Annotated in this window: 10 protein-coding genes; 1 reads left to right on the top strand and 9 read right to left on the bottom strand. The window is 35.1% G+C overall.

The window, feature by feature from the left end; all coding sequences use genetic code 11:
- Positions 1-39: 39 nt before the first annotated feature.
- The 7 genes from ACXHHC_RS13340 to ACXHHC_RS13310 form a co-directional block, all read right to left on the bottom strand.
- The gene (locus ACXHHC_RS13340) at positions 40-831 is read right to left on the bottom strand and encodes an SDR family oxidoreductase (RefSeq protein ID WP_458226871.1); all 792 of its coding nucleotides are present in this window, start codon (positions 829-831) and stop codon (positions 40-42) included.
- Positions 832-841: 10 nt separating this feature from the next.
- Entirely contained in the window at positions 842-1,669 is an 828-nt protein-coding gene (locus ACXHHC_RS13335) for an amidohydrolase family protein (protein WP_458226870.1), read from the bottom strand.
- 70 nt (positions 1,670-1,739) lie between these two features.
- The gene (locus tag ACXHHC_RS13330; RefSeq protein ID WP_458226869.1) at positions 1,740-3,176 is read right to left on the bottom strand and encodes a tagaturonate reductase; all 1,437 of its coding nucleotides are present in this window, start codon (positions 3,174-3,176) and stop codon (positions 1,740-1,742) included.
- Between the two features lie 137 nt (positions 3,177-3,313).
- A complete protein-coding gene (locus ACXHHC_RS13325; protein WP_458226868.1) occupies positions 3,314-4,966 on the bottom strand; it encodes a UxaA family hydrolase in 1,653 nt (550 codons plus the stop codon).
- Positions 4,967-4,971: 5 nt separating this feature from the next.
- Entirely contained in the window at positions 4,972-5,640 is a 669-nt protein-coding gene (locus ACXHHC_RS13320; protein ID WP_458226867.1) for a bifunctional 4-hydroxy-2-oxoglutarate aldolase/2-dehydro-3-deoxy-phosphogluconate aldolase, read from the bottom strand.
- A 60-nt stretch (positions 5,641-5,700) separates the two neighbouring features.
- On the bottom strand, positions 5,701-6,735 hold the full coding sequence (locus tag ACXHHC_RS13315; RefSeq protein WP_458226866.1) for a PfkB family carbohydrate kinase: 1,035 nt from the start codon (positions 6,733-6,735) through the stop codon (positions 5,701-5,703).
- 61 nt (positions 6,736-6,796) lie between these two features.
- Positions 6,797-7,807, bottom strand: coding sequence for a zinc-binding alcohol dehydrogenase family protein (locus tag ACXHHC_RS13310; RefSeq protein WP_458226865.1), 1,011 nt, complete (start codon positions 7,805-7,807; stop codon positions 6,797-6,799).
- A gap of 193 nt (positions 7,808-8,000) precedes the next feature.
- Between ACXHHC_RS13310 and ACXHHC_RS13305 the strand changes: the two genes are divergently transcribed.
- On the top strand, positions 8,001-9,020 hold the full coding sequence (locus ACXHHC_RS13305; RefSeq protein ID WP_458226864.1) for a LacI family DNA-binding transcriptional regulator: 1,020 nt from the start codon (positions 8,001-8,003) through the stop codon (positions 9,018-9,020).
- A gap of 52 nt (positions 9,021-9,072) precedes the next feature.
- Here ACXHHC_RS13305 and ACXHHC_RS13300 read toward each other — a convergent pair whose 3' ends face one another.
- Together ACXHHC_RS13300 and ACXHHC_RS13295 are read right to left on the bottom strand one after the other, a co-directional pair.
- Positions 9,073-10,617: an alpha-L-fucosidase gene (locus ACXHHC_RS13300; RefSeq protein WP_458226863.1), complete on the bottom strand. Its 1,545-nt coding sequence runs from the start codon at positions 10,615-10,617 to the stop codon at positions 9,073-9,075.
- Positions 10,618-10,860: 243 nt separating this feature from the next.
- Complete coding sequence (locus ACXHHC_RS13295) at positions 10,861-13,332, bottom strand: glycoside hydrolase family 2 TIM barrel-domain containing protein (RefSeq protein ID WP_458226862.1); 2,472 nt, start codon at positions 13,330-13,332, stop codon at positions 10,861-10,863.
- Positions 13,333-13,417: the final 85 nt, after the last annotated feature.

The following is a 13,417-nucleotide window of genomic DNA, read 5'->3' as shown; positions in this document are numbered from 1 at the left end:
CCAACAACACAAAAGATTCGTTAGTCTATCACATATGTCTTATTCAGTCAATAAAGACCTGTCTAAATTCACATATCCACCATCTACAGCGATAAATTGTCCTGTAGTATGCGATGATTTGTCAGAAATAGTAAACAAACATTGATCTGCAATTTCTGCTGGTGTTGTCATTCTATTTTCTAATGGAATTTTCTTAACAATAGATTTTAATTTTTCTTCTCCGTTCTCCAACGTTTTAATCCAAGCATCGTATGCAGGTGTCCAGCTCTCAGCAATAATAATTGCGTTAGAACGAATTCCATCTTTAATTAAATCTACAGCCCACTCACGAGTTAGTCCTAACACACCACCTTTTGCAGCTGCGTATCCAGAAGTTCCTCCCTGACCTGTTAAACCTACTTTAGAACCAATATTTAAGATATTTCCTTTCCCTTTCTTTAGCATTGGCAAACAATACTTCGTCATGGCGAAGAAACTTACCATATTCAATTTTAAAGAATACATAAAATCTTCTATAGAGCTATCCAATCCTGCTCCATCATTAACCCCAACATTGTTAATTAAAGCGTGAATTTCTCCATACTTTGCTTCTATTACTTTTGCTGCAGCTTCTACTTGACTAGCATCAGATAAATCTGTTTTTACAAAGATTGAATCTATTCCTTTTGCTTGTAATTCTTCTGCATATTCCCCTCCTCTATCATTTCTATCAACAATTACAGGAACTGCTCCCTCTGCTGCTAAATGTTGTACAATAGTTTCTCCAATACTTCCTTTAATTCCAGCAGCTCCTGTTACAACAACTACTTTACCTTTTAAGTTTAAGTCCATTTCTAGTTTTTTATAAATTATAGAATTTGATAGCATTTCCTCCCATTATCGCAGCTTGTGCTTCTGGATTTAATTTTGCTATAAAATTTGTGATTGTTTCTTTTACTGCTGTATAATTTCCGGCTACCAAACAAACTGGCCAGTCAGAGCCAAACATTACTTTAGCTACACCAAAAGCATCTAAAACCAATTTCATATAAGGTTCTAACTGCTCTGGAGTCCAAGTTTTGTAATCTGCCTCTGTTACCATTCCAGAAATTTTACAATATACATTTGGTTGCTTTCCAATTTCAGTCATCATTGTTGCCCAACCATCGTAAAAACCATCTTTAATATATGGCTTAGCAATATGATCTATTACAAAATTGATGTTCGGGAATTTTTTAACGAATTCTAATACCGATCCTAATTGATGTGGAAACACTAAGATATCGTATGTAAACCCATATTGTTCTAATTTAGAAATCCCTTCTAAAAAGTTAGGACGTACTAAAAAGTTATGGTCTGGCTCCCCTTGAACCACATGACGAAAACCTTTTACTACATCGTACTTACTATAGTTTTCTAAAACGGCATCAATATCATCCCCTCTAAAATCTACCCATCCTACAACTCCTTTTATAAAGTCATTTTTAGATGCTAAATCAATTAAAAAATCTGTTTCAACCGTTGTTTGATCTGCTTGTACAGCAACACAACCATCTACTCCATTTTCTTGATATACTTTTTGTAAATCTTCTGGAGTAAAATCTCTACGGATTACAGCCATTTCATCGTCTATCCACTCGTGCTTAACAGGCTCGTAATTCCAAAAATGTTGATGTGAATCTATAACCATTTCTAATTCTTTGGTTTGGTTAGCAATAAAAAATCCTCTACAGAAAACTGTAGAGGATTTTTAACTATTTTTATTTTACAAAAGCATCTAAGCTAGCTTTCATTCCATTTGCAACAATTCCTTCTAAGTGAGAAACTACGGCTGCTTCTACTCCTTCTAAAGCAGTTAAATCTGTTCCCCAGAAATCTGTATTTGCCAATGTAGCTTTTACTACAACAGCAACATCTCCTGTTGCCCATTGTGTTTTAAAGAAATCTAAAGCAGACTGATCGTCTTTTAGAGCAATCTCTTCTCCATTTCTATCTCCTTTGTAGAAAGCAATTAAAGAAGCCAAAGAGAATAATAACCCTTGAGGCAATTCGTTCTTTCTCTTAATAAACTCTAAAACAGATGGTAATACTCTTGTTTTATATTTAGAGGTAGAGTTTAATGAAATACTCATTAACGCATGTTCTAAATATGGGTTTCTAAAACGATCTAATACATCATTAGCAAACTGATTCAACTCAGCCTCTGGTAAATCTAATGTTGGACAGATTTCGTTAAAGATGGTATTCTTTAAGTAAGTTCCTACAACTTCATCTTCTAAAGACTCACGAACTTTATCAATTCCGTACAAGTAACCAACAGGAACTAAAGTAGTATGTGCTCCGTTTAAGATTCTTACTTTACGAGTTCTGTAAGGCTCCATATTGTCTGTAAACACAATATTTAATCCACAAGCCTCAGCAGGAATTTCTTCTTTTACAGAAGCAGGTCCTTCAATTACCCATAAGTGGAATTGCTCTCCCTCTACTACTAAATTATCTTTGTATCCTAACTCCTTAGTAATAGCATCCATCTTATCTCTTGGATATCCTGGAACAATTCTATCTACTAATGAATTACAGAAAATATTATCATTTTCAATCCAGTTTACAAACGCTTCTCCTAAATTCCAGTCTGCAGCGTATTGTAAAATGATTCTCTTTAAGTTGTCTCCGTTTTTGTCTATTAACTCACAAGGAATTAAAATCAACCCTTTATCAGAAGCTCCGTTAAAAGTTTGGAATCTCTTGTATAATAAAGCCGTTAATTTCCCTGGAAAACTAGTTTGTGGAGCATCGTCTAACTTGTCATCAGCATTGTATGCAATACCTGCCTCTGTAGTGTTAGAAATCATAAAACGTAAGTCTGGGTTTTCAGCAACTGCTAAATAATCTGCATGACTTGCGTAAGGATCTATTCCTCTTTGAATACAATCTACGATTTCGTGTTCGCTAATTGCCTCTCCATTTTTAATTCCGTTTAAATACAATGTATACAATCCATCCTGATCGTTTAACATTTTAATTAAACCTTGATCAATTGGTTGAACTGCAACTACTCCAGCATCGAAGTTTGCATTTTTGTTCATTTCGTGAATCATCCAGTTAGCAAAAGCTCTTAAGAAGTTTCCTTCTCCAAATTGAATAATTCTTTCAGTATACGTTTTTACAGTAGCTGTACTTCTATTTAAAGAATTCATATTATTAGGTAGTTAGTAGTGAGTAGTGAGTACAAAGACAGAAACTACTCGTTAAACATTTTTGTTTTTTTTAATTCAGAAATACCGAGTAGTTAGTCTGTATTGCTTAGGAACTAACTACTCAGTATGCTATGCTCTTAAAGAGAAACTCCTCTTTTCCAAGGAATAAAGTCATTATTACCATGTACAACAGCTTTAGATGGAGTTTCTCCACTTGCTACTCTAATTACATGGTCTAATATTTTTTCTCCCATTGTTTGAATGGTATCTTCTCCTGTAATTACTGTCCCTGTATTGATATCAATGATATCGTTCATTCTTTCGTACAGGTTTGTATTACTTGATATTTTTAAAACCGGTGCTACTGGATTTCCTGTAGGAGTTCCTAGCCCTGTTGTAAACACAACAATATTACATCCAGAACCAACCAATCCGGTTGTAGATTCCACATCGTTTCCTGGTGTACACAATAAGTTTAATCCTGGTTTTGTTACCTGCTCTGTATAATCTAATACTTGAACCACTGGAGAAGTTCCTCCTTTTTTAGCAGCTCCTGCAGATTTCATTGCATCTGTAATTAAACCATCCTTAATATTCCCAGGCGATGGGTTGTTCTCAAATCCAGATCCTACCGCTACAGCAGCAGCCGAGTAAGCTCTCATTAAATCGTAGAACTTCTTAGCGTCTTGCTCAGTATTACATCTGTTGATAATTTCCTGCTCTACACCGTTTAATTCTGGGAATTCAGATAATACTGGACATCCTCCTAAAGCAACCAATAAATCTGAAGCATACCCTAAAGCTGGGTTTGCAGAAATTCCAGAGAAACCATCAGATCCTCCACACTCTAAACCTAAAACCAATTTGCTTAATGGTGCTGGCTGACGAGTTAATTTGTTAGCCTCTGTTAACCCAATAAACGTATGCTTAACAGCTTCTTCTATTAAAGAACGTTCGCTAGAGCTTTGTTGTTGTTCTAAGTAATGTACTGGCTTATCGTTGTCTGGAGCAATGGCTTTAATAGCATCTTGCAACATTTCTATTTGTGCATTCTGACACCCTAAACTAAATACAGTTGCACCTGCTACGTTAGGGTTCGTAATATAACCTGCTAATAATTTACACAATACTTCAGAGTCCTGACGGATACCTCCACAACCACCATCGTGCTTTAAGAATTTAATTCCATCTACATTTGGGAAGATTCTGTTTTTAGACATTTCTTCTTTAGTAGTAATGATAGGTGTGTTAAAAATATCATCAGAACTTGCTCCTGCTTTGTATTGAGCAATCAATGCATCAGTATCAACCGCAAAATCTTTCTTTGTTTCGTATCCTAACTTTTCAGAAAGAGCTCCTTCTAAAACATCTACGTTTCTGTTTTCACAGAAAGTTAGTGGAATTACCAACCAATAGTTTCCTGTTCCCACTTTACCATCTTTTCTGTGGTATCCGTTAAAGGTTCTTCCTTCGAAATTAGAAATATCTGGAGCAGTCCATGTGAACTTTTCTTTGCTCTCTTGATATTCTGCAGAAGCATGTTTTACATTATCTATGGTAATAGCGCAACCTTGTGCAATCGGTTGCACAGCTTTACCAATTAAAACCCCGTACATGAAAATTTCATCACCTACAGCAAAGTCATTTAATGCAAATTTGTGCTTTTGTTTGATATCCTCTTTTAACACTAAGTTTTGATTGGCAACATCAACCTCTAGCCCTTTAGCTAGAGGCTGAATAGCCACAATAATGTTATCTTTTGGATCGATTTGTGCGTACTGAACTGACATAATATTTATCCTCTTATTTTTTTAATTGTTGCGATAGCTCCTGCTACCTTCTCTTGTAATCCATCAAAATCTTTATCTGCTAAGATTTGCTTACTGATTAACTGAGATCCCATACCAACACATACAACTCCAGCATCGAACCATCCTCTTAAGTTCTCTTCTTCTGTAGTTACACCTCCTGTTGGCATAATAGATGTCCAAGGTTGTGGCCCTACAATTCCTTTCACAAAATTAGGTCCGTATAAATTTCCTGGGAATAATTTTACAATCTCACATCCTAGCTCCTCAGCTCTTGCAATTTCAGTTAACGTTCCACATCCTGGGTTCCAAGCTACTTTACGTCTATTACAAGCAATAGCAATATCTTCTCTAAAAACAGGTGTTACAATAAAGTTTGCTCCTAAAGACATATACAAAGAAGCAGCTGCTGCATCTGTAACAGATCCAACTCCCATAATCATTCCTGGTAATTCTTTAACAGCATACTTTGTTAACTCAGCAAAAACTTCGTGAGCAAAGTCTCCACGGGCAGTAAACTCTAACAAACGAGCTCCACCATCGTAACATGCTTTTAATACTTTTTTTCCTAACTCTATATCTGGGTGATAAAATAAAGGTACCATACCTGTTTCTTTCATCACCTGAGCAACTTCAATTCTTGAAAATTGTGCCATTTTTTTGTCTTTTGTTGTTTCGTTAATTTTTGTTTTTTGTCTAAACCAAATGGGTATCTGTTACCTATCTACTAAAGCAGATCCATCACTCTCCATAAAGTCAATTACCTCTTGCTTAGAAGCTCTGTTTACATCACCAAAAATGGTATGCTTAATAACACAAGCTGCTGTTGCAAAAGACACTGCCTTTTGTAAATCGTCTTTGTACTCTATTAGTCCATACAATAACCCTCCCATAAAAGCATCTCCAGTTCCAACTCTATCTACAACAGGAGAAACCTCTTTAATTCTTTCACGGTATAACTGACCATCTTTGTACAACAATCCTCCAATTTTCTGGTGAGAAGCGTTTACAGAGTTTCTAAATGTCATTCCAATGGTATGGATGTTTGGTAACATCTCTATAATTCCATCAAAACGTAATTTTACTTCCTCCTCTTTAGCGTAGTCAGGGTTTAACTTCCCTTTTCCTAACATAAACATAGCTGTATCTACATCTGCTAAGATGATATTACTGTACTTTAACAACTCTGGCATTACCTCCTTAGGTTCTTTACCATACTTCCACAACTTACTTCTGTAGTTTAAGTCTGTAGAAATAGTAATCCCTCTTTTAGATGCCTCTTGTACAGCCTCTAAACAAGTATCCGCTGCAGATTGCGATAAAGCAGGTGTAATACCACTCCAGTGAAACACCGTAGCATCTTCAAAAATAGTATCCCAATCAAACTGACCAGGTTTAATTTCTGACATTGCTGAATTCGCTCTATCGTATACTACTGCACTATTCCTACCAGACGAACCATGCTCTAAGAAATAAAGCCCTAGCCTATTTCCCTGTCTAAGAATATTCTTAGCTCCTACATTTCTAGAACGAATAGTTTGTAATACACAATCTCCTATTGGATTGTCTGGCACAGCAGAAATAAACTGTGCTCTAACCCCGTAATTTGCCAAAGAAGCAGCTACGTTAAATTCTCCCCCTCCATAAATAATTTCAAGGGCGGCTGCCTGACTAAACCTGAGATTATTAGGAGGAGATAACCTTCCTAATATCTCACCAAAAGTAACAACCTTGTGATCTTTTGAAAACATTGATTAATAAATTAAGTTAATATGATTTTGGTTTGGTTTTTGGTTTTTAATTTTTTAGCTCTTAGATAAAATCTACTGTTGCTTTAATCACTCCAGTAGCAGGTTTTGTCCAACTATCAAAGTTTGCTATCATTTCTGTAAAATGAACGTTGTGTGTAATAAAAGAACTTGTTGGGAACTGGTCTAATACACTAATTACATGTTCAAAATCTTCTGTAGTTGCATTTCTACTACACATAATAGTAGTTTCTTTTGCATGAATTTTAGGATGTGTAAAAGTTAAATCTCCTTTAGATAAACCAACTAACACATAACGTCCTCCGTGTGCCATATAATCTGGTCCTACTTCTAACGCTCCTTTAAATCCTGTGGCATCAAATACAGCTGTTGCCATATCTCCATTGGTAATTTCTGCTATTTTTTCTACTGGATTATCATTCACGTTAATGATATAATCAGCACCTATCTCTTCTTTTGTATACTTTAAACGATCGTCGTTTACATCTAATACAATTACTTTAGCACCTGCAATCTGTGCCAACTTTACCATTCCAATTCCAATAGGTCCACATCCTACCACTACAACAGTTTCTCCAGACTTTACATCTGCTCTACGAATTGCATGTGCACCAATAGCCAAAGGCTCAACAATTGCCATCTGATCATCTGACAAATGGTTTGCTGGTAACAATAAATCTTGACGAACAGTGATGTACTCTTGCATACCACCATCTGAATGCACACCTAATACACTAATATTAGTACAACAGTTTGTTTTTCCATTTCTACATGCAATACACTCACCACAACTAACGTAAGGCATTACTACCACATTGTCTCCTGCTTTTAATCCTCTTTCATTCTCTCCAATTTCAACAACTTCCGAAGCCAATTCGTGTCCTAAAATTCTTGGATATGTAAAGAATGCTTGATTTCCAGAATAAGCATGTAAATCTGTTCCACAGATTCCAACTTTCTTAATTCTTAATAAAGCTTCGTTTTCTTTACGCACAGGCATTTCTTTTTCTTTTAACAAAAACGTCCCTGGCTCTTCACAAACAATGTATTTCATCTTGATATGTATATGTTATTTTTTACTTGCGCAAACGTTTGAACACTTGGTGCAAAAAAATTAATAACCGAAAAAAACTCAATTATTAATCCTGTATTTTTGACAAACTAAATATCACAAATCCTAAATAAAGGATGAAATATTTTTTACTTTTGTTCAAACGATTGAGCAAATATAGTAATATTATTAAATAATGAAAAGAAAAACTACCATAAAAGATATTGCTAATGCCCTGCAAATTACACCTTCAGCAGTTTCTAGAGCCCTGCACAATCATCCACGTATTAGCGATAAAACAAAACGTGCTGTTAGAAGAAAAGCCGAAGAGTTAGGATATCAGCCAAATCATCTTGCCTCTGCTCTTAGAAGCGGAAGAAGTAATTTAGTAGGAATTGTAGTTCCAAGAACAAACAGTTATTTCTTTTCTTCTGTGGTAGAAAGTATTGAAGAAGAATTAAACAAAGTAGGCTACAACGTAATCATTACTCAATCTAATGAATCTTACGATAAAGAGTGTAGAAATATAGAAGCCTTGCTACAAACACAAGTAGATGGTATTATTGCATCTTTAGCAAATGAAACCATAACTTTTGAGCATTATGAAAAAATTAAAGAAAAAGGAATCCCTCTAATCTTATACGATAGAGGAGAAAACGATATTGGAGTAGATTATATAGGAATTGATGATTACCAAAGTAGCCATATAGTAGTAGACCACTTGGTAGAACAAGGCTGTGAGAGAATTGCTCATATTGCAGGTTTTAGCCACACTAGAATATACAAAAACCGTATTAGAGGCTATATAGATGCTTTATTAAAACATAACTTACCTATTGTAGAAAGTTTACTAATAGAAAGTGATCTAACCATTAAAGACGGACGAGAGAAAACCGAAGAACTACTAAAACTTCCTAAATTGCCCGATGCTATTTTTGCCTCTGGTGATTATGCCGCTTTAGGTGCTTTACAAGTACTGCAAGAAAAAGGAATTAGGGTTCCAGAAGACATTGCTTTGGTAGGTTTTAGTGACGAGCCATTTACAAAACTTATCACCCCCTCCATCTCTACCATTTATCAGCACAATCATAAAATAGGAAAACTAGTTGCTCAACAGTTTTTATTAAGAGTAAAAGACAAAGACTGGAAACCAGAATTGCACAAAATAATTTTAGATGCCGAATTAATTATTAGAGATTCTTCTAGAAAAAAATAAAAGGTTTTGCCTTACGACAAAACCTTTTAAACAAAACCAAAAATTAACTTAACTACAATGTAATCTCTAATGCATAAGCATAGTCACCTGGCTTTTCAGCAGGCAATTCCACTTTAACTCCGTCAGCATTTTGCTTCCATTGTAAAGTAGCTCCAGTACTTAACATTTTAACAGATTTCACAGTAATATCTTTTGCGTATTCGCTATCAGTTCCTAAAGAGTGAATATTAACATTTCCATTCTCTGGCCACTCCATCAAAATAGCGTATAACTTGTCTCCTTTTGTAGTAAAACGAATGTCTTGACCTGTTAAAGCCTTATTTTTTCCTTCTGAGTGGTGTCCTGCTTTTACTTCAGTAGGTCCTTCTCCAAAAGTTTTCCAGTATTTAGTATCGTAAATTGCATCTCCGTTAGCAGCTAACCACTCTCCCATTTGGAATAAAATCTCTTTTTGATCTTCTGGAATAGTACCGTCTGCTTTAGGTCCTACGTTTAATAATAAGTTTCCGTTTTTAGAAACAATATCAATTAAATCGTCAATTAACTGGTTGGTAGTTTTAGATTTCCAGTTAGAAACATGACACCAAGAGTTCTTACCAATAGAAGTATCCGTTTGCCATGGTAATGGTCTAATTCCTGGTAGCTTTCCTCTTTCTAAATCGTATACCACAGTTCCTATCGGAAAAGCCTCTTCGTAAAAGTTTTTGTCTTGTAATACTACTTCTTTACCCCACTCAATTCCTTTGTTGTAGTAGTAAGCAGCTAACTTAGGACGATACTCTCTAAAATCTGGAGTATCTAACATAAAGTCAAACCATAAAATATCTGGCTGGTAGTTATCAATTAAATCTTTAGTTCTTAACCACCATCTTTTCTTAAACTCTTCCGAAACTGGTTCTCTTAAGTCTTTTCCTTTAGAAGAATATAAGTCTGCGTATTCAGGATCTGTTGTATCAAAGTGATCTTTTTTATTAAAGAAAGACCAGTTAAAAGCAAAGTGAGAAGAAGCCCCCATAATTAAACCTTTAGCTCTACCTTCTTTCATCAACTCTCCTAAAACATCTCTTTTAGGCCCCATATCTACAGAGTTCCAACGAGTTGTGTTCGATTTGTACATAGCAAATCCATCATGGTGATCTGCTACAGGAACTACGTATCTTGCTCCAGCTTTCTTAAAAATATCAATCCATTCAGCAGCATTAAATTTTTCTGCTTTAAACATTGGAATAAAATCTTTGTATCCAAATTTCTTAGGATCTCCATATGTTTTTAAATGATGCTTGTGTACACTGTGTGGCCCATCTTTTTGATGCTTTAATTGTGCCGTAAACACAGCTGTATCCATATACATATTTCTTGGGTACCATTCAGAACCATAAGCAGGTACTGCGTATGCTCCCCAGTGGATGAAAATTCCAAATTTTTGATTATTAAACCAGGCTGGATCTTTGTAATTTTTCTTGATAGACTCCCAGTTTGGTTCATAAACCTTTTTTGCTTTAGTCTCTGTTGCTGCCTCTTTCTTCTCAGAAGTTCCTTTACAGGCTACAAATAAAAACGCTCCAACTGTAAGAGCTAATACGATTTTTTTAAACATCTTTCTTTTTTAATTAAGTAACAGAAAATTTTTACCGAATTGTTTTTTAACTGAGACAAAGGTCAGTTTTTAAAGGTGTTCTTTGTACAACAAAACGTTCTTAGTACGAAACATATGATTTAAATTAGCAACAATAACTCTTGAATATCTGCTAATTAACCAGAACAAACATCTAAGAACCCTTTTAAACAGTATACATGCCTTCTATTTATAACTTAAGTCAACAAAATTTAGATTTGCTAACTATTCTGTTACAAACTCTAACGTTTCAGACTTTAATCCTTCTGCAGAAGCAGTAAACGAAATTTCACCTGCACTCTCTGTTGTTCTTACAATTGCCAAACACTTTCCATTAAATGCGTTTCTCTCTTTTGCTTGGAATGAATCATGATTCATATTATCTCCATTACCAACTCCAATTAATTCACCAGCACCCTTTATATCAAACTTGATTAGATTGTCAGCCTTTGGCACTACATTTCCATCGGCATCTAAAACAGTACACTCTACATATACCAAATCTTCTCCATTCGCTTTTAAATTTGCTCTCCTAGCAAACAATTTAATTTTTGCAGCCTTGCCAGCTGTTTTTACAACTTTAGTAGCAATGACTTTTCCTTCCTTATAAGATACCGCAGATAATTCTCCAGGTTGATAAACTACATCCCATTGTTGATATTCAACATCGTTTAAATTATTCTTCTGTTTTCCTAGGGACTTTCCATCTTGGAACAACTCAACTTCATCTCCGTTGGTATACGCATACACTGTTACTTTTTTTCCTTCCATTCCATCTAAATTCCAATGAGGAAAAATATGTACCATCGGCTTATCCGACCATTGTGATTGATAGAAATAATATCCATCTTTAGGAAAACCACATAAATCTATAGGAGCAAAAGAAGAAGAACGCGCAGGCCATCCATAAGGAATAACTTCTCCTAAATAATCCCAACCTGTCCAAATAAATTGCCCCATAATATTGGGTCTGTTTTTAATATCTTTCCAAGCTTGTACTCCTCTGTAACCGATTAACTCTCTTTTTTCTACCCATTCAAACGCATCATTATACTTATAACCTAGCTTATCCCACCATGCTTTTTTCTGATCCCCATACACATAAGTACTTCTTGGATAATAGGATTGTGCAGATGCACACTCTGTAACAACCCCCATAGCATCAGGAGCTATTTTATCTTCTCTATCTAATCCGTTTTCTTTAATATAATTATACCCTCTAATATCACTTGTAGCTGCAGCAGCTTCACTTGGCCAAGCATCCCATCCGTACCCAATTAATCCGTTGGTAACAGGTCTATCATCCAATTTGTGAATAATATCAATCAACCTATTAGCAATAGGCACTCCTTCATCTGTTTTCATTTGATCGATTTCATTACCAATACTCCACATTACAACTGATGGATGGTTACGATCTCTTAACACAAAATCTGTCAAATCTTTGTCTGCCCATTCTTTAAAGATTTCTGCATAATATTTTACAGGAATACGAACTTTCTTTCCATTCTGAATAGTTGCAGGTTCTTTCACCACCTCCCATTCATCAAACATCTCGTTCATTACTAAGAATCCCATTTCATCACAGGTTTCTAAAAATTCTGTAGAAAACGGATTATGCGATGTTCTAACTGCATTACATCCCATTTCTCTTAAAATCTCTAATTGTCTTTGGATGGTTCTCTTGTAAATAGCAGATCCTATAGGCCCTCCAGCATGATGTAAACAAACTCCTTTTAATTTTGTTTGCACTCCATTAATGGAAAAACCAGTATCCTTATCATATCCTAAAGTTCTGATTCCTGTCCTAGTAGACTCTTCACCTATCAACTCTCCATCATCAAACAACTGCACTCTAACTGTATATAATTCTGGAGTTTTTGGTGCCCACAACTTAGGATTTAACACTTCTAAAGAAACATCTACCTTAGAAACTTTACTTGGTGTAACCGTACAATTTTCTTCTTTTGATGAAACTATACTTCCTTTATAAAGCACTTCTGTTTTAGCAGTAATCGTTTTTGTTTCTTTGAATTCAGTCTTCAGTTTAAATGCGGCTTTTACGATTGCTTTTTCTTTGCTAATTTCTGGAGTTGTTACGTACAAACTCCAATTAGGAACATATGTTTTGTTTCTAATTTTTAAAGTAACATCTCTATAAATTCCCGTACCAGAATACCATCTATGCCCTGGCTGAGCAGAGTTATCCAATGTAACCGTTAATACATTTTCTCCTTTAAAGTTGATGTGTTCTGTTAAATCGTACTGGAAACCTATATACCCCAAAGATCTATATCCTACTTTATTTCCATTAATGTAAACCACTGAATTTCTATAAGCTCCATCAAAATAGACAAACACTTTGTTATCTTCTTTGGCTCCATCTACTGTAAATGTTTTTCTATAAGTACATTTACCCGTTGGCAACCATCCTCCTCTAGAAAAAGAAGGATTTTCCTTAGAAAAAGGACCTTTAATACTCCAATCGTGAGGCACATTAACCGTTTCCCAACTCGTATCGTTAAAACTAGGCTGGATAGCTTCACTAATTTCTCCTTTAGTAAACTTCCAGCCTTTGTTAAAGTCTATGTCCTGAGTTTGGACATGTTTGGTTTTTGAACATGCTGTTATTAAAAATAACGCTAGCATATTCAACAAAATAGTTTTTACTGTTTTTTGGTTTAAATAGTTTTTCATCTGTTTTTGTTAGTAACCAAACGGTTTATTTTTTTAGAGGGCAATTCTTATAATCGCATTGCAAAGAAACACGAAGACTACTCTT

Source organism: Wenyingzhuangia sp. IMCC45574 (genome assembly GCF_054182685.1).
Note: the sequence above shows the minus strand (reverse complement) of the source record. Positions and strands in the feature narration are given on the sequence as shown.